Source organism: Bacteroides timonensis (genome assembly GCF_000513195.1).
GTDB lineage: Bacteria > Bacteroidota > Bacteroidia > Bacteroidales > Bacteroidaceae > Bacteroides > Bacteroides timonensis.
Genome location: NZ_CBVI010000001.1, coordinates 177,299 through 195,328, shown reverse-complemented (window position 1 = coordinate 195,328; position 18,030 = coordinate 177,299). Strand labels below are relative to the sequence as shown.

Below are 18,030 nucleotides of genomic sequence, written 5' to 3'. Positions count from 1 at the left end.
TTTTATTCCACTCCATGCATCATCTTCTGTAATTTCTTTGAGAGTAGGAAGAGGATAAGGGAGGCTACTCCGGACATGATAACGAATACCATAAAGAAGTCGAACATATTTTCAATGCGGAATCCTAGTAAGGTTTTCACCTTGCCGTCTTCGGGATAAAGGCCGGCAAGAGTCCCGGCAAATTTATTGGCGGTGGACATTGATAGATACCATATTCCCATCATCAACGAAGCAAAGCGGATAGGTGTCAGTTTGTTTACCATTGACAAACCGATAGGAGAGAGGCATAACTCGCCTACGGTGTGGATAAAATAAAGTCCGGTCAACCAGATAAGACTAACCTTTACGCCTGGTTGAACATCTTTTACGCCAAAACAAATAATCAGATACCCCAAAGAGAGCAAAAGTAAACCGATGGCCTGTTTGGTAGGAGAAGCCGGTTCTGCATTTCGTTTACTGAGGAATCCCCATACTCCCGGCATGATGGCAGCCAGAATTACGACAAAGAACGGATTGAAAGACTGTATCCACGAAGCCGGCATTTCCCAGCCGAAGACGAAACGGTCAGTTTGTTCCGCTGCAAAGAGAGTAAGCGAAGCACCTGCCTGTTCGTAGGCGGCCCAGAAGAAGATAACAAAGAAAGCTATGATATAAATAACGAAGATACGACTGCGCTCTATTTTAGTAAGTGAACCATCCAGTAAGATGCTGACAGGGAAAACAATACATGCAGTGAAGATGCCGATACTGAACCAGTCATTGCCGAAGCACCAGTAGAAGAAGCTGGCAATAACGATGGCTAATATGGCGAGAAGCAGGTATTTGCGAATAGTCTTATCTTTATCTATGGCAGTTTGTTGAGCCGTTTTGTTCTCTTTGGGATGTTCGCGTTTTGCATCCGGTATAATACCGAGTGGTTGTCCGTCAGGTCCGATAAGATATTTATTTTTCTGCGTTTGAAACAGAATAACCGTAAGTACAGTAACAATTGCCGCAATCAGGAATCCCCATTTGAAGTCGTTAGGGTCGCCTGTTTCACCGAAGTAGCCGCAGACTAATGGAGCAAAGAATGAACCCACATTTACTCCCATATAGAATATGGTATAAGCGGAGTCTAGTCGCCTGTCTCCCGGTTCATAAAGTTGTCCTACCAATGTTGTAACTGTCGGTTTGAAACATCCGTTTCCTAATATAAGAAAGGTAAGTCCTCCGTACATCAACCAGTGAGAAAGTTCCTTGACATCCAGCATCGAAGCGCTGAAGAACATCAGGAATTGCCCCACTGCCATCATCATGGCACCCCAGAAAACAGAACGCCGGATGCCCCAGTATTTATCTGCGATATATCCACCGATAAGCGGGGTAAGATAAACCAGTCCGGTGTAGCTGCCATAAATAGAGGCGGCATGCTCCTTGTCGAACAGAAGCGCCTGAGTTAAAAACAGGATGAAGATAGCACGCATACCATAGTAGCTGAAACGTTCCGCCGTGCTGGTAGCGAAGATAAGGTAAAGACCTTTAGGGTGTTTGGATGTACTCATTGATTATATGTTATGTTTTTCTTTATAGAATGCAAAGTTAGAGATTAATTCTGTATTTTGTTTTTTGATTGTGAATTTGCTATGAAAAAACTTGTTTTGTTGTATATATGTGCGTAAATAATTTGCACGTCTGTTGTTCGGTCAACTGAAAAAGTCTATTTTTGCATCCGAAGAGGATGAGGAAAATATTTAGCAGGAAAGAGGTGTAGTCGCCTCGTAAGCTCAGGAGCTTTCTTAGAATGTAAATACTCTGGTATAAATACCACGATTTACATTAGTAAATACTCATCCTCTTCTTTTTTATATATACATGTGAGATGAATGGAATTCTAATAACGGTACTTATTATTACCTGCCTGTTGGTCTATAGAATTATTTCTTCAAGCAAGAAACAGGAAGGTTACAAAAGGTGGAAAGCCGGTAACCGCAGCAATACGGAAGATGTTACCGATACTGAAACTACCCGTAAAGGATGGTTCAGCCAGTACTTTGGTACTTCTGCTTCGATAACCATTCCGTGGTTCGACGAGGAGGCGGTGGCAAAGTGTGCCAATCTGTTAGGAGTAGAAGAAGCTACTCTGAAGGAGATACTGAAAGATATTCCCGGGCATTATCGGGAATTCTGGATTGGTAAAAGAAAAGGAGGCTACCGTATGATTTCAGCTCCGGATAAAGAGTTGAAATCCATTCAGGACACTATAAATCATCGCGTACTGTCATTTGTGAATATTCATCCCGCAGCTACTGGTTTCCGGTGCAAGATGTCCATCTCCGATAATGTCCGGCCGCACTTGGGCAAGCCTTATGTGCTGAAAACTGACATTCATGATTTCTTTGGTTCTATACGCAGCCCGCGGGTACGGAAAATGTTCGAGGGCATGGGATATCCGCCGAAGATTGCAAGAGTGCTTGCTGCTTTATGCTGTGTGCACAGATGCCTGCCGCAAGGGGCATCTACCAGTCCGGCACTGAGTAATATCATTTCTTATGAGATGGATAAAAAACTGGCGGCACTGGCTACTGAATACAATCTGGTTTATACCCGCTACGCAGACGATCTTACTTTTTCAGGAGATGTCCTTTTAGCGCAACAGATATTGCCTCTGATTAAACAGATCATTCGGGAGGAAAAGTTTGAAATCAATCATAAGAAGACCCGTTTCCTGAGTGAGCATAAGAGAAAGATTATCACAGGCGTTTCCATCAGCTCCGGTGTGAAGCTGACCATTCCCAAAGCAAAGAAAAGGGAGATACGCAAGAATGTCCATTTCATTCTGACGAAAGGGCTTGCGGAGCATCAACGCCGGATAGGCTCTCATGATCCTGCTTACCTGAAACGTCTGATCGGAACTCTTTGTTATTGGCGATCCATAGAACCGGATAATGCTTATGTTTCCGATTCTATTGCTGCTTTGAAAGGTTTGGAGAAAGGATCTTAATTTTTCTTCTTCTGAGGAGTAGGTTCAATGTCGTAATATCCTTCCTCATTCTTTACGATCTTGCATCGTCCTTCTTTTACCCATTTGTTCCAATCGTTGAATAGTCCGATGATATATTGGAACAAATCTTCCGCTATATTGATTTCCTCACCCGATTTCAGATTCAAAACTAATTGGTTATTCTCGACTGAAAGGAATTTTTTAGCTCTATCTATTGCTATCACATAAACCGTTTGATTGTATGCCCGGTCTTCCATCAATCCTGTATGGTAATTGTAAGGACCGATTGCATCATCGGACATCGGACGTTTAGTCTTAAGGAAAGTAGAGTCGGTAATGGATTCGCGTACCTTGCGGGCTTCTTCCCATGCTTTCTTATGTTCTGAAGAAATCTCTTCGTTTCTAATGTCCTCTTGAACTTGTCTGTACAGTGTTTTAAACTCAACTTCTTTGCCTGAAATAGCAAAATAGCCATTTGGAATCCGAGCATTAACCCGAGGATTGCATACTACCTTATTGTTACATACAAAGCCGATATGTTTACCTATAGACCGTTCGGTTGCATCTGCCCATACTTCAATCGACTGTTCGTTTACTCTTCCTACAATTTGGTATATCATTTCGCCTGTCCGTTCATTTAAGGAAGAGTCAAGGCTTATGGAGGCAAAATCTTTGGTCGTTACGATTGGCTCTGTCGAAAGGCTGTCTTGTTTACCACTCGTGATATAATACCATCCATTGGGGCGATTCGTATCAATGGCTTTTTCACGAAGGTTCATAGAACCGTTGCCGTTTCCTCCCAATGAGCTTAAAGCCATAAGTGCTACTAATAAACTGAATACTTTCATAACTTTATTATTTAGGTTACTATTCGATCTCTATTTTTAGTCCGACACCCACTTCGTGTACGGGTATTGACTTATGTATTTCCGCTTTCGCTTTGAAAGAGACGCAATGGCATGGATACAGTTCTTCGATACCATTTTTTTGAAAATAATCTATCGTTCTCGTAAGCCTTTCCGACAACTTGAACAGATGAAAACCACCTATAACTCCGACAATCTTCCGTTCATTGCATACCTCTTTGGCATATTCAATGATATTGCATATTCCGCTATGGGAACAGCCTGTGATAATGAATAAACCGTCTTTTCCCTGGTGAACAATGGCGGAATCATCCATTACATAATCGTCATACCGTTCACTTTCTTCGATGACTCCTATGGCATGCCGGCGCTCAAAGTCATTCATCATCGGTATTTCTCCAAGAAAAGTTATGTTCTTACTTACTTTGACGGGCTGCTTGGTCAAATGTAAGTTCATCACCTTTTTTACATCTTTTTCTATCAGTGGAGAACCAATGTGAAGTTCATTGTAGATTCTCTTTTTAAATACGTCCGGATGAGCCACAATCTTGCAATTGCAATCTGGATATTGGTTCATCAGATATTTTATCCCGCCTGTATGGTCATTATGACCGTGCGAAAGTATAAGGGTGGATATTGCAGATAAATCTATATTCATCGCCTGTGCATTCCTGATGAATGCGTCAGAATATCCGGTATCAAACAGAAGGCGTTCATTGTCATCTTCTATGTAATAGCTCAATGCAGGTTCACCTATATAATATTCATCGATGTAGGTGTTGTTATCTATTAATACGGTTAGCTTCATATTCTTTTTGATGCATTATTCGGAAATGGATACTCTTTAAGGAATGATACTTGCAACAAAAATACGAAAAGTCAGGCATAATCTTCGGTTTAATATGACTTTTGTGTTGGATATGACGCATTTATCTTTCTTTTCAGGATGCGTGCCAGTTTGTTCCGCAATAATTGTTTCCTGAAAGGCGACAAATGATCTATATACAGTTTCCCTTCCGTATGCTCAAACTCATGTTGAATGATTCGTGCCGTATATCCGTGGTAAACCTTGACTTGCTCATTAAATTCCTTATCCTGATACTTTATTGTTATGGACCAGGGTCGTGTCACTTCCTCATACAGATCGGGAATACTCAGACAGCCTTCTCCCGTAGTCCATACCTCGTCACTGTATGCCGTTATTTCCGCATTTATGAATGTTTCTTCTATCCCGCAATCATCTTTTGCAAAGAAATGTTCCCTTTCTTTGGCTGACATGTATGCATAAGTGTCCCGGCTATTCACTATAAATAGTTTGATAGGGAGATTTATTTGTGGCGCAGCCAGACCGCATCCATCTGCATGTTGCAGTGTTTGCCACATGGTTTCTATAATCTCCCGAATGTTGGGATAATCCTGTTCTATATCTTCACATTCTTTTCTCAGTACGGGATTCCCGTAAATTGTTATCGGCTTAATCATATTACTTTTTTTAGGCAAAAGTAACCCATAGACATCAACCCTTATGGTAAATTTTAGACATATCGTTCTGTACTATCCTATATTTATGTACTTTTGCACACATGCCGGTAAGCCTATTAGAACATATCATATCACATCCTTTCGCTTCTCTTGAGGGGATAAGGACAATGACTCCTGCAAAAGATCTGCAAGAGTATGTCGATAGTTTCTTTATCTTCCCTTGCTGCGATTTATCCGATAGCCTGGCGTATAACGATGGAACACCTATGTTAGCATTCCTGTCCGAGGCGGAAGATGAAGTAGAGTTGGAGTATAATGAGGCAACTTCCAGATTCAAATCCGGTTGGTTCAGTACAAGGTCTTTTGAAAAGATGGTTGTCCGTTTCTCCGGAAAGGGCACTTATCTGCTGATAGTACGGTTTAAACCTGCATCTTTTTATCGCTTGTTTGGGTTGGATGCCAAAAAACTCAATATCCGTCCTTTCTGGAATCTGCAATCCGTATTTCATAATTCGGATGCTTTACTTGAAGAAATGCAGCAATGTGGGGAAGTAGGAGAGAAGATAGAACTTTTAGAAACTTGTATCCGCGATGTCCTATCCGTAAATGAAAAATCTAATAAACTGCTGGATGAGGCCATTCGCTATATCAGGTTGCATAAAGGAACATTATCCATCGATGAATTAAAGTCTCATTTAGGCGTTAACTATAAATGGCTGGAACGAAATTTTTCCGAAGCAGTCGGCATGACGCCTAAGTGTTACTCTTCTTTGCAGCGGTTCATCCATGCTTATACTGCTTTTCGGGTACAGAAAGATTTGGTTCGCGTTACTGCGGATAGTGGTTATAGCGACACGAATCATTTCATTAAGGACTTTAAGAAGTATACCGGACAAACTCCCATGCAATATTTGCGTGCATGCAATATGAAATCCTGCCTCACAGAATCGCGAAGCAGGATTTCTCTTGAAAAGTCTAGTTTAGATTGTTCCGTTATTTTGTAGAGAGCGGTAGTGATTCATACTCCCTGTATTCTCTGTAATCTTGTCCGGGAACAGTTATCGGATCGTCATAAGTTTCGTATATGTGCAATTTGTCGGTGGTCAGCTGTTTTATTTCCCAATATAACCCGCTATCCATATAGATAATCTTAAAATTAGGTATCGTAAACGACCAGCGGAAATAACCCATGTTTTCGGAGACTTCTCCATCGTCATAGCTCCACACGAATTTACGGGAGCCGGTGGCATCGCTTTTGAATATCCACAATTCATATACATCGCACTCTCTGCCATCATATGACGTCATGTGGTAGGAGCGTTCCCATCCCTTGTTTTTGGTCAAGTTGTCGATAATTTCTTGTTGCCCGTCGTCGTAGTAGCCCGATTTCTCAGCGCAGCCCGTCAGTAGGGAGAGAATGATAAGCGGCAAATAGATGTATGAGTTTTTTATCATGGATGTGAAATATTAAGTCTTGCTATGGTGGCGTTGCTGTCACAACTGCTTGCTACTCCGAAGTTCCATTCTGCATCCGGCTGGTCTGCGTGCCATGCAAAGCGGGGAGTCATCATTCTATGACCTACACCGCAGAAGAGTACGCTCACCATTTGTTTGTTGCCGTTTTCCTTCATTTCACAAGAAACGAGAAATGCCCAACCTGCATTCTTGTAGGCCTGTGGAAAGAGTTCAATGGATGTTTCAATATCCCCGCTTCTATAAACGGTGTATTCCTTTTCGCTATCGGTTACTTTTAAGGAAACAGTTCTGGGATAGTAACTGCGGGTGGCTTCATTCTCATTTATTCTTTCCAGCACTACAGGGGAATCGCTTTTGGTACGGCTCACATAGATTTCGTTGCCGGTCATCATCACCACATAATCCACTCCGTGATTGGATGCAAATTGTCCCGACAGTTTGCTTACGCGGTTGATGCTCTGCTGAAATACATCGAGATTCAATGAATTGACGACAGCTAACTCCTCCGCATCCGCATTGGTGATATAAGACAGAGCGGTAGTCTGCTTATTGGGATTGATATAATACTCATGCGTCGTCTTGTTTATCTCGACAAACCTGTTCAGTACCTCTGCGTCCTGCTCATAGCTTCTGCTTGCTTGTTCGGACGGAACATTAAAATCATCTTGGCAGCCTTGAATGGACAGAGCCACTAATGCCATAAAGAGAAAATGTACATGTTTCATAATTATGTATTTTAAGAGTGATTATTCTTTATCGAACGTTTAATTCTACTTTGGTATGGTATCGTTAGTCTTTAACGTTTAACTCGCTACAAATTAAGTGCATAAAAAAAAGAAAAGCCTTGAACGAATTCAAGGCTTTCAAAATAAAGTGATAATCCTATGATTTTTTAACAAAACTCTATTCCCTTGATATTCTTTCGTATATGGCTGATTGTTTCAGGGGTGACCCGGAGAAAAGAAGCTATCTCCCTGAGTGTGATATAATTTAGAAAATCCGGGTAGCGTCTTACTAAATCCACATATAGTTCAGTAGGTGTTTTGCAGTAAATATCCAGCAAGCGCTTATAAGTCTGGACAAAGAGCTCTTCCGCTAAAATTTTTTCTAATTCCTGAGTAGATTTATCGGTAGAAAAGAAGTTGATCATTTCTTGGGCAGATGCACAATATATCAGAGAATCGGTTGTAGCCTGAATGCTTACCATTGCTTTCTCCTTCTTTATGCATTGTGGATAATCACCGACATATTCTCCTGCAAAAGCATAGCCTACAATGTGTTCACATCCGTTTTCATCCGTACATACATAGCGGAACATGCCTTTCTCGATATAGGCGGCATGTGTTGTGATAATGCCTTGTTCCGCAAAATATTCTTTTTTCTTCATTTCCTTGCGTCGTCCATGATCCAAAAAGAATTTTTTGAATATGGAGAATTCTTCACGCTCCGTATAGTTATTAAAGCCTTTCATGTGTGTAGATTTAGTTTTTGTCTTATTGATAGCAAAAATATAAAAGATGCAACAGAATGTGTGTTTTCCAGCAAATAAAAAAGGTTATTTAGATGTATGGCTTTTCTTTTATGGTTTATTTGTTTTTCAGGTTTCTTCTTGTAGGAGTTATGAACAAAACGATAATCCGATATGACAAATACCTTCAATATAAATAATAAATATTTATAAAACAAAGCATTTGCGAGAGCAGTCGCATACTTAGGGGGTCTCAGTATGATACCCTGATTATAACACACCTGATAATTAAGTATTTACAAAACCAATTTTCGATGATTATAAATTAGGACAAATAAACAGTTAAAACAATGAATTAATTCGTTTTTGTACGGTTATGAGCTAAATTGATCCGCGTCGTCCGCGTACCCATTCTCCTCTAAATTATCATTTAGCTCATTTCTGAGCGATAATGTTTTGTATTTTATAAAATACAATTTATCTTTGTAAGAAATGAAATATGACTTTGATGCGGATGAAACAATCCGACGTGAGGTAGATTTTTATTCTTGATGAAATTTATAGCTTGGAATTTGAACAATAATAGAGAAAGATAAATATGAAGATATTTCCTACTCAAAGCATCAAAGAGTTGGATGCTTACACCATAGAGAATGAACCGATTGCTTCCATCGACCTGATGGAGCGTGCTTCGCAGGCATTGACAAAAGCGATTACGAAACGCTGGGAGGCTGAAACACCGATTACGGTATTTGCCGGACCGGGCAATAATGGTGGAGATGCATTGGCAGTCTCCCGATTGCTGGCGGAAAAGGGTTACCAGGTATCAGTTTATCTGTTTAATACCAAAGGAGAGCTTTCTCCTGATTGCGAGGCGAACAAGGAACGACTGGCGGATGTGAAGAATGTGGATTTCCATGAAGTGACATCACAATTCGTCCCGCCCGTGCTGACGGTTGACCATGTGGTTATCGACGGACTGTTCGGTAGTGGATTGAACAAGCCGCTAAGTGGTGGTTTTGCTGCCGTGGTGAAGTATATCAATGCTTCGTCGGCACAGATTGTGGCTATTGATGTTCCTTCGGGATTGATGGGGGAGGAGAATACCTTCAATATCAAAGCTAATATTGTCCGGGCGGATGTGACGCTGAGTCTGCAATTGCCGAAGCTGGCTTTTCTCTTTGCTGAGAATCAGGAGTTCGTGGGTGAATGGGAATTGCTGGATATCGGTCTGAGTGAAGATGCGATAGAGGAGATGGAGACTGATTATAGTCTGCTGGAGGCTGAGGATATGCAGGATCTGTTGAAACCGAGAAATAAGTTTGCCCATAAAGGGGACTTTGGACGCGCCTTGCTTATTGCCGGTTCGCAAGGAATGGCGGGAGCGTCGGTGCTTGCCGCAAAAGCTTGCCTGCGCTCTGGGGTAGGGTTGCTGACGATGCATGTGCCTTATTGTAACAATATGATTGTGCAGACTTCCGTGCCGGAGGCTATGACGGAACTGGACCCCAGTGATACCTGTTTTGCCTGTCCTACGGATACGGATGATTATCAGGCAGTGGGCATCGGCCCGGGTTTGGGCAAGGCGGAAGAAACAGAGGGTGCGGTATTGGAACAGATAGACAGTTGTTTATCTCCTATGGTAGTGGATGCTGATGCTTTGAATGTACTGGCAGGGCATCGCAATTATATCGGATGCTTACCGAAAGGGAGTATTCTGACACCGCATCCGAAAGAGCTGGAACGGTTGGTAGGAAAATGTCAGGACTCTTATGAACGCTTAACGAAAGCACGTGAGTTGGCGCGAACATCAGGAACATATATCATCTTGAAAGGTGCTTATTCTGTGGTTATTACTCCGCAAGGGAAGTGCTATTTTAATACTACAGGTAATCCGGGTATGGCAACAGGCGGCAGTGGAGATGTGTTGACGGGTGTAGTGCTGGCTTTGTTGGCACAAGGGTATGCTTCGGAAGATGCAGCTTGTCTGGCGATGTACGTTCACGGGCTTGCCGGAGATATCGCTTGCAAGAAGTATGGGGCGATAGGAATGACAGCCGGGGATATCGTGACGTGTCTGCCGTTGGCGTGGAGGATGATGGAAGAATGAAAATACCTAATTTGTTATTTTCCTCTCGTCGTAATATGGAAGCATCCTTGCTTCAACTCATACTTTATATAGCATTTATCCGCTTTCCGCAAGTCGCGCAATACTTCGGAGAGTACGAGTTTCAATGTATCTGAACTGACATCCTGTAGTGGGCGTCCATCTTCATCTTCCACTTTCTCAAAACGCTTCCAACTGACATCGAACGTTGTCCCGTAGGAGTGTGCGGAGTTTGCAGAAGCATTTACATTGCGGCGGCGCAAGCGTTTTACGTCATCCTGTGTACGGAGTACGGAGGTTACGATAATCTTATTCGGATTGAGTCCTTTGGCTGTCAGCGAATCGAGGAAATTAGCACCGATGGTATCTAATAGTTGTGCTGCACCTTTAATGAGATATGGGATGGAATGTGTCAGCGAGTCTACTACATATAAATCATTCGTTTCGATGTGCTGAAGTTTTTCCTTCATGTGTTCAGCCTCTTTGCGGGAGGCAATTGGCGTAATGCCTATGGCTTGTGCAATATTCAGATGCGCTTCATTCAAGTCACCGAAGGTTCGTCTGTAACTGATTACTCCTTTAATATTTCGCGGTTCGTTCAGTTTGAGGGACATATCTTTCTTTTTGCATCCGGCAAGGGAAGTTCCGGCCATAAGTATTGCTAAAAATAAAAGCGGAAGTTTATTGTATCTTTGTTGCATATTGCTTGAAAATGTTTTTATGTGGGCACAAAAGTAGGAAAAAGAAAAGAGAGTTCTTCCTTATAGCCTTATTTTTGTACCTTTGCGCCCGAAAAATGAAAGCAAAAGAGTATGCAACGGTATTTTATTTATTTAGCTTACGACGGAACCGCCTACCACGGCTGGCAGATACAACCCAACGGAGACAGTGTACAAGAGTGTCTGATGCGTGCACTTGCCACACTGATGCGCCGTGAAGTAGAGGTTATTGGTGCCGGACGTACCGATGCCGGGGTGCATGCTTCTCTGATGGTTGCCCACTTTGATAGTGACGAACCGCTTGATACGGCTTTCTTTACCGACAAACTAAACCGCCTTTTGCCGCCCGATATTTCTGTTTACCGCCTCCGTGCAGTGAAGCCCGATGCGCATGCCCGCTTTGATGCAACGGCACGCATGTATAAATACTACGTGACTACGGCAAAGTCTCCCTTCAATCGTCAATACCGTTGTCGTCTTTTCCAGACACCCGACTTCGAACGAATGAACGAAGCGGCCCGTAGTTTGTTTAATTATACAGACTTCACCAGTTTCAGCAAACTGCATACGGACGTAAAAACAAACAACTGCCGCATCATGCATGCCGCCTGGACTCAGATAGACGATGTAACCTGGGTATTCACCATTCAGGCGGACCGTTTCCTGCGCAATATGGTTCGTGCCGTTGTCGGCACTTTGCTCGAAGTAGGCCGTGGTAAGCTCACCGTTGATGGTTTTCGCCGGGTCATTGAACAGAAAGACCGTTGCAAGGCTGGTACATCCGTTCCGGGCAATGCTCTGTTTCTGGTAGATGTCACATATCCCGGGGAATTATTCATCGCAGATAATAACTGAATAACTAACAATTAATTAACTAAGAACCATGTGGTTATTACTCGCCTTTCTCTCAGCTGCCTTGCTGGGTTTTTATGATGCATTTAAGAAGAAATCATTGCGCGATAATGCTGTGCTTCCCGTTCTGTTTCTGAATACGGTATTCTCCAGCCTGATATTTCTTCCTTTCATACTGATTTCCGCTTTTACTCCTGCTTTGAACGGAACAATGTTTGAAGTGCCTGTTGTAGGCTGGGAAGTACATAAGTTTATCATTGTCAAGTCGTTTATCGTTCTATCTTCCTGGATATTCGGTTACTTTGGCATGAAGCATTTGCCGTTGACGATTGTCGGCCCGATTAATGCTACCCGCCCTGTAATGGTGCTGGTGGGTGCCATGCTGATATTCGGTGAACGTCTGAACCTGTATCAATGGATCGGAGTCATGCTTGCCATACTTTCTTTCTTTATGCTGAGTCGTTCCGGTAAGAAGGAAGGCATTGACTTTAAACATAACAAATGGATTTACTTCATCGTGCTGGCTGCCATCACCGGAGCTATCAGCGGACTTTATGACAAGTATCTGATGAAGCAATTCAATCCTATGGTGGTGCAGTCGTGGTATAATGTTTATCAGGTATTTATAATGTGTCCCATCATTCTTTTGCTGTGGTATCCCAAGCGAAAAGAAAGTACCCCTTTCCGTTGGGACTGGACCATCATCCTGATATCCATCTTCCTCAGTGCCGCCGACTTTGCCTACTTCTATGCCCTGAGTTATGAAGACTCCATGATTTCCATAGTCTCAATGGTTCGCCGTGGCAGTGTAGTGGTTTCCTTCCTTTTCGGAGCGCTCTTCTTCCGTGAAAAGAATTTAAAAAGCAAGGCTGTCGACCTCATTTTGGTATTGATTGGAATGTTCTTCTTATATTTGGGAAGTAAATAAATCTCAAGATAGAATATATGGCAGAAGATTTATGTATCAGCAATGGCAGCAAGGCTGAAAAGTATCAGACTTTGCTTCCCCAGATAAAGAGCCTGATTGAAGGTGAAAATGACCTTATAGCCAATCTGGCAAATGTTTCGGCTGCGCTGAAAGAGACTTTCGGTTTCTTTTGGGTGGGATTCTATCTGGTGAAAGAAGAAGAACTGGTATTGGGCCCTTTTCAGGGACCGATAGCCTGCACACGTATCCGGAAAGAACGGGGTGTTTGCGGCACGGCATGGGCTAAGGCGGAGACGTTGGTGGTGCCCGATGTAGATGCATTCCCCGGACATATAGCTTGCAGTTCGTTGTCGCGCTCGGAGATCGTTGTTCCGTTGATTCGTGAGAATGGCGAGGTGTGGGGTGTGCTCGATATAGATAGTGAAAGCCTGAATACCTTTGACGAAACAGATGCACGTTTTCTTGAAGAGATATGCTCCTGGCTCTGAAGATTGTGTTGAAGTAATAAAATACAAAATAGGAATAACAGAAAAATAATATGATGAAGAAATTGACTATGTTTTTGTGTTTGGCTTGTGCCTGGACGTGTTCTCTGCAAGCCCAGGAAGCTAAAACCTTTTTCAAAAATATGCCCGATAGCCTCAGTCCGTTGCTTACTGCCGTGAACCGTGCCGACTGTATCGACTTCCTTGAAAGTAAGATGAAAGCGGAAGTAACCAACCGTTTTGGCGGCAAATCGGAAATGACGGAGCTTGCTCCCGACTATATCCGTATCCAGATGACACCGCAAAGCTCCTGGCAAATGAAACTGCTGGCTACGAGCGACAGCACGAAAGTAATCTGTACCGTATCTACAGCTTGTGCCCCTGCTTGTGATAGTGATGTCCATTTCTATACCACCGGTTGGGAAGAATTGCCCGCTTCTTCTTTCCTCACGCCTCCTGTAATGAAAGATTTCCTGTCATTACCCGATACGGTGATGGATTATGAAGTGAGAGATGCCGGCGAACAGGCAGATATGTTGCTGATGAAAGCCGATCTTTCTGCAAAGGACAATACACTGACCTTTACTTTTACAACTACTGACTATATGGATAAAGAAGCGGCAGAGAAACTGAAACCGTATCTCCGCCGCCCTGTAGTGTATATTTGGAAAGAAGGTGGCTACGAGCTACAAGCTATAAGTGACAAGTAGCTGCGCTGTGTTTTGCTATCGCACTTTGAAACTACTTGTCACTTGTAGCTCGTAACTCGTAACTCGTAGCTATTTCACCTTTATTCTGTCGAACCCTTCCCCGTATACTCCGATTACCGCACTTTGTGATACAAATGCATTTGGATCTATATCCTTTATCAATCGGAAAATAATTGTTGATTCGCGCTTCTTGGCAAGTACGAACAACATCTTTTGTTCCTTACCGCTATAAAATCCGGAAGCATTAATGACGGTGGCGCCCCGGTGTGGATATACATTGATGTGCCGGGCTATTTCATCATATTTCTCACTGATGATAAAGAACTGTACGGATTGCCGGGCACTGTTCACTACCTGATCCAGAACAAAACTGCAAATGTACAGGGTTACATAACCGTAAACCACCTTCTCCCAATCTTTCAACACAAAGTAACTGGAAGAAATGATAATCAGGTCACAGATCAGCATTACACGGCCTAATGTGATATCCCGGTATTTGTTGATGATGGCGGCAATGATATCCGTTCCGCCTGTGCTACCGTTGGAAGAAAAGGCGATGCCTATGCCGCCTCCGCAGAGGGATGCACCGATGACGCACGCCATGAAAGGCTGATCGTGCAGTAAGACCACGCCGCTTGCCAGTCTCTGAATGATGGAAAGGAAGAATGTCAGGGTGAATACGGCAAACACTGTTTTGATACTGAACTTCCAGCCCAGGATGCGGATGGAGAGTAGTAACAGGATGAGGTTGATGCTGAAATAAGTGTACTGCACAGGGAAGCCGGTGGCGAAATAGACTATGGAGGCGATACCCGGCACTCCTCCGGTGGTAATGTCATTGGGCAACAGAAATACTGTCCAGCCTATACCATAAAGAATTAATCCGAGGGCGATCATTAAATAATCTCTTGTTTCCCGAATCAGGCTTTGCTTAGTAGGGACGTTTACGATTGTTTTCATCTGTTTTATGCGTAAGTTTGGTAATGAGTTTTAGAAACTTTCTCTATAAAATGTGCGTTGTTTGTTTACGCCTGCAAAGATAGATGTAATATTCGGAAATCTTGTCTAATCCGTCATGGTTCATGAAGGGATGTGCCTAATTTTTATTTGCTGATTAAATTCTTATAGACTACTGTTTGCAGTAATTCCTCCCGTCGCAGAGCTGAAACTGGAAGTTCTTTCCCATTGATGAAGACTCTTCCTTTGGCAATGGAATCGATGTGCGAGAGGTTTACAAGGAAAGACTTGTGTATTCTGAAGAAGGCACTTTGAGGCAGAATTTCTTCCAGTGAAGCCATGGTCTGATGGATGACGAGAGTTTTGGACTTGAAGTGCAGTTTCAGATAGTTCTGCATACCTTCTACATATAGTATATCTTTCCAGGATATCTGGGTAAATGCATCCCCCTGCCTGATATACATTTCCCGGGCGGTTTCTTCTATTCCATTATTTTGCAGTAAGAGTTGGGTTCTGAAGGTATGGGCGGCCTTGGTCACTGCCTGGAAGAAACGCTGAAAAGAAATTGGTTTCAGTAAGTAGTCAACAACATTGAGTTGATAGCCTTCCAGGGCATATTCGGAGTAGGCGGTAGTTAGTATGGTCAACGGTGCTTCATCCAATGATTTCAGGAAATCGATGCCGGAAAGATAGGGCATATTGATATCCAGAAACATGAGGTCGATAGACTGGTTTTCTAATATTCCTCTTGCTTCGAGTGCAGAAGAACAGGTGGCGTTGACTGTGAGAAAGTCCAGTTTGCTGATGTGGTTGGCAATGCCTTTGATGGCGATTTGTTCGTCGTCTACGATGAGGCATTTCAGGGGTTGTTGTTCAGGGGAGTCTTTCATCTTTTATATTTCAATGCTAAGTGAGGTTTGATAATAGGCATCTGTTTGGTTGACGGACAACTGGTACTTCTTGTGAAACAGGATGTCCAGTCGTTTGATTGCATTGGCCAGTCCCAGTCCGGTGCCTGGTCGTTGCAGATGCGGGGAACTGGTGTTGCCGACTTCAAGAAGGATATGATGGACATTTTGTTTGAGCCGTATCTGTACTTGTCCTTTCTCCGTGGGTGTGTGCGATGCATGTTTAAAGGCATTTTCTATGAATGTCAGTAATAACAAAGGCGGGAATTCGATGCTGCCGTCTTCTACTTCCCATTCGGTGCTTACGGCCAGTTTGTCTTCCCAGCGAATGTTTTCTATCGCTATGTAGTTTTGCAGGAATTCTATCTCCTGTTCCAGGCTGATAAGATCTTTCTGACCGTTATACAATTGGTAGCGCAGGATATCGGAATATTTCTCTAACAGGGAGGAAGCTAAAGGCGCATTATCCTGTATCAGGATGTTGATGTGATTCAACACATTGAACATGAAGTGAGGGGTGATTTGCTGCCGTAATGTCTGGAAGAGGAATTGAGATTTCTCTTTTTCTAATTGCAGGTTTTCCGAATAGAAGCACAGGCCACAGAAGGCGAGATTAATAACCAATGTACCCGGTAGCAAGAGGATAGAGTTGAAAAGAAGGCTCTCTTCTCCCTCTACGAAGATGTTGGATACAGGGAACATACCTGTTTGTTCAAGATACTGGAAGAGAACGAAGTAGGAAGCTACCAGTGTACTTGTGGGGATGCAAAGCACTATAAACAATATCCAGAAAGGTTTCATCTGCTTGGTGCGTATCGCTTTTTTCAGCAGATGGTTGCATAGATATTGGTTCACCAGCATATAACTGCCACTTATGCAGATGGTGAGAAGCGTTGCTTCGCATATACTGGTCGACATATTGAGGAATTGTATCCAGAAAGTGCCGGCAATGAGTAGCCAAAAGATAGTAGAGAGCTGCCGCGGTTTGAAAGTCTGATGTTTCTTCATGTTGCAAAGATAAGGGATAAAGTGGTTGCTGCTTATCCGTTTCGTCATAAGCAGGCCGGGGTTTGGTCAAAAAGATTTCCTCGTTCGCATTGATATTGACAATCTTTGTGGCATACAAATCATTAAAAGAAAGAGCAAAAATGAAGTGGATATCTATTGCAACGGTCTTAGTTTTAAAGCTTTCTGTGGAATGCACTGCACAGATCACTATTAAAACAGAGTATTTCGGTACATCGGCTTATCGGGATGAACACAATCAGAAAGTGGGTAACAGTAAAGGTTCCGCTATGGTCTATCACGGAAGTGCCAATCTGCCTCTGTCGATGAAAAAGAACGAAAGCAATCAGCCTACGATATGGGGTATCGGACTTTCGGGAGATTATGCGTCTCTGAATAATAAGAATATTGCAGAGCCTCTTGTGTTGTCCGAGATTCTGAATTTGCAGATGTCGCTTTTCCATGTGCGGCCTTTGAGTGAGAAATGGTCGATGATGGTAAGCGTCGGTGTCGGTGTATATACGGATGATACACGGTTTTCGCATTTACGTTTCCGGAACGTATTGGGAAGTGCGGGGTTGGTCTTTGTCAGGCGTATACTCCCTAATCTGGAACTGGGTGCGGGTTTGGCATTGAACAATGCTTTCGGTTATCCTATGGCGTTTCCTGCATTATACGTAAACTGGAATTATGGGCATAAACTGACTTGCAGCTTTTCGGCTTTGGATGGAGCTAACCTTGCGGTTGGGTATAATGTGAACAAAACGTTCAGCATTAATTTCATTACGGAAATGGGTGGGCAGATGGCTTTGACAGAGTTGAATGGTGATGATAAGATTTTTACGCACCAGTACATTGTGGTAGGTTTCCGTCCTGAATTCAAGGTTTCCAAGCACATTTTTTTGCCTGTTACGGTGGGGATAAATGCGGTGCGCAATGCTTATTATGATGGCAGAAGCTTGTCAGCGTTCTTTAAGGCGATGGGGAGGGAATATGATCCTTGTTTCCAGATAGCACCGTATTTCTCGGTAAGTATTGTATTGCAGTAAGTTGTATTTCCGAAAACATTGTAGCTCGGTTTAATCCC

General features: G+C 42.9%; 19 protein-coding genes. 8 read left to right on the top strand and 11 right to left on the bottom strand.

Annotation, left to right across the window (positions count from 1 at the left end):
• Positions 1-2: 2 nt before the first annotated feature.
• Entirely contained in the window at positions 3-1,541 is a 1,539-nt protein-coding gene (locus BN161_RS00680; protein ID WP_044262170.1) for a peptide MFS transporter, read from the bottom strand.
• A gap of 317 nt (positions 1,542-1,858) precedes the next feature.
• Between BN161_RS00680 and BN161_RS00675 the strand changes: the two genes are divergently transcribed.
• Positions 1,859-2,980 (top strand): retron St85 family RNA-directed DNA polymerase, encoded by a 1,122-nt coding sequence (locus tag BN161_RS00675; protein ID WP_044262168.1) that lies wholly within the window; start codon positions 1,859-1,861, stop codon positions 2,978-2,980.
• Here BN161_RS00675 and BN161_RS00670 read toward each other — a convergent pair.
• From BN161_RS00670 to def, 3 genes are all read right to left on the bottom strand, one after another.
• On the bottom strand, positions 2,977-3,828 hold the full coding sequence (locus tag BN161_RS00670; RefSeq protein WP_044262165.1) for a SecDF P1 head subdomain-containing protein: 852 nt from the start codon (positions 3,826-3,828) through the stop codon (positions 2,977-2,979). The genes BN161_RS00675 and BN161_RS00670 overlap by 4 nt on opposite strands.
• Before the next feature lie 19 nt (positions 3,829-3,847).
• On the bottom strand, positions 3,848-4,654 hold the full coding sequence (locus BN161_RS00665; RefSeq protein WP_044262163.1) for an MBL fold metallo-hydrolase: 807 nt from the start codon (positions 4,652-4,654) through the stop codon (positions 3,848-3,850).
• Between the two features lie 89 nt (positions 4,655-4,743).
• Positions 4,744-5,328 (bottom strand): peptide deformylase, encoded by a 585-nt coding sequence (gene def / locus BN161_RS00660; protein ID WP_044262161.1) that lies wholly within the window; start codon positions 5,326-5,328, stop codon positions 4,744-4,746.
• Positions 5,329-5,495: 167 nt separating this feature from the next.
• Between def and BN161_RS00655 the strand changes: the two genes are divergently transcribed.
• Positions 5,496-6,332 carry a helix-turn-helix domain-containing protein gene (locus BN161_RS00655; RefSeq protein ID WP_044262159.1) on the top strand — a complete coding sequence of 279 codons (837 nt, stop codon included), beginning with the start codon at positions 5,496-5,498 and terminating at the stop codon, positions 6,330-6,332.
• Here BN161_RS00655 and BN161_RS00650 read toward each other — a convergent pair.
• The 3 genes from BN161_RS00650 to BN161_RS00640 form a co-directional block, all read right to left on the bottom strand.
• The gene (locus tag BN161_RS00650) at positions 6,322-6,783 is read right to left on the bottom strand and encodes a hypothetical protein (protein ID WP_044262155.1); all 462 of its coding nucleotides are present in this window, start codon (positions 6,781-6,783) and stop codon (positions 6,322-6,324) included. The genes BN161_RS00655 and BN161_RS00650 overlap by 11 nt on opposite strands.
• A complete protein-coding gene (locus tag BN161_RS00645) occupies positions 6,780-7,529 on the bottom strand; it encodes a hypothetical protein (protein ID WP_044262152.1) in 750 nt (249 codons plus the stop codon). Before BN161_RS00645 ends, BN161_RS00650 begins: the two co-directional genes overlap by 4 nt.
• Before the next feature lie 167 nt (positions 7,530-7,696).
• Entirely contained in the window at positions 7,697-8,275 is a 579-nt protein-coding gene (locus tag BN161_RS00640; protein WP_044262150.1) for a Crp/Fnr family transcriptional regulator, read from the bottom strand.
• Between the two features lie 595 nt (positions 8,276-8,870).
• Between BN161_RS00640 and BN161_RS00635 the strand changes: the two genes are divergently transcribed.
• Complete coding sequence (locus BN161_RS00635) at positions 8,871-10,382, top strand: bifunctional ADP-dependent NAD(P)H-hydrate dehydratase/NAD(P)H-hydrate epimerase (RefSeq protein WP_044262147.1); 1,512 nt, start codon at positions 8,871-8,873, stop codon at positions 10,380-10,382.
• Between the two features lie 14 nt (positions 10,383-10,396).
• Here BN161_RS00635 and BN161_RS00630 read toward each other — a convergent pair whose 3' ends face one another.
• A complete protein-coding gene (locus tag BN161_RS00630; RefSeq protein ID WP_044262146.1) occupies positions 10,397-11,080 on the bottom strand; it encodes a DUF5715 family protein in 684 nt (227 codons plus the stop codon).
• 111 nt (positions 11,081-11,191) lie between these two features.
• Between BN161_RS00630 and truA the strand changes: the two genes are divergently transcribed.
• The 4 genes from truA to BN161_RS00610 are packed head-to-tail and all read left to right on the top strand — an operon-like array spanning position 11,192 to position 14,073.
• Positions 11,192-11,953 carry a tRNA pseudouridine(38-40) synthase TruA gene (gene truA, locus BN161_RS00625; protein WP_044262144.1) on the top strand — a complete coding sequence of 254 codons (762 nt, stop codon included), beginning with the start codon at positions 11,192-11,194 and terminating at the stop codon, positions 11,951-11,953.
• 28 nt (positions 11,954-11,981) lie between these two features.
• Positions 11,982-12,878 (top strand): DMT family transporter, encoded by an 897-nt coding sequence (locus tag BN161_RS00620; protein ID WP_044262142.1) that lies wholly within the window; start codon positions 11,982-11,984, stop codon positions 12,876-12,878.
• A gap of 17 nt (positions 12,879-12,895) precedes the next feature.
• Positions 12,896-13,366: a GAF domain-containing protein gene (locus BN161_RS00615; RefSeq protein WP_044262140.1), complete on the top strand. Its 471-nt coding sequence runs from the start codon at positions 12,896-12,898 to the stop codon at positions 13,364-13,366.
• Between the two features lie 50 nt (positions 13,367-13,416).
• Positions 13,417-14,073 carry a DUF3256 family protein gene (locus BN161_RS00610; protein ID WP_044262138.1) on the top strand — a complete coding sequence of 219 codons (657 nt, stop codon included), beginning with the start codon at positions 13,417-13,419 and terminating at the stop codon, positions 14,071-14,073.
• A 69-nt stretch (positions 14,074-14,142) separates the two neighbouring features.
• Here the strand turns inward: BN161_RS00610 and BN161_RS00605 are convergent, their stop codons facing one another.
• From BN161_RS00605 to BN161_RS00595, 3 genes are all read right to left on the bottom strand, one after another.
• Complete coding sequence (locus BN161_RS00605; RefSeq protein ID WP_007212615.1) at positions 14,143-15,033, bottom strand: YitT family protein; 891 nt, start codon at positions 15,031-15,033, stop codon at positions 14,143-14,145.
• Positions 15,034-15,176: 143 nt separating this feature from the next.
• Positions 15,177-15,920 (bottom strand): LytR/AlgR family response regulator transcription factor, encoded by a 744-nt coding sequence (locus BN161_RS00600; protein ID WP_044262136.1) that lies wholly within the window; start codon positions 15,918-15,920, stop codon positions 15,177-15,179.
• A gap of 3 nt (positions 15,921-15,923) precedes the next feature.
• Positions 15,924-16,994, bottom strand: a complete 1,071-nt coding sequence (locus tag BN161_RS00595; RefSeq protein WP_244436364.1) for a sensor histidine kinase — start codon at positions 16,992-16,994, stop codon at positions 15,924-15,926.
• A 92-nt stretch (positions 16,995-17,086) separates the two neighbouring features.
• On the opposite strand from BN161_RS00595, the gene BN161_RS00590 reads away from it, so the two are divergent.
• On the top strand, positions 17,087-17,992 hold the full coding sequence (locus BN161_RS00590; protein WP_044262131.1) for a DUF6268 family outer membrane beta-barrel protein: 906 nt from the start codon (positions 17,087-17,089) through the stop codon (positions 17,990-17,992).
• The last annotated feature ends 38 nt before the right edge of the window (positions 17,993-18,030 follow it).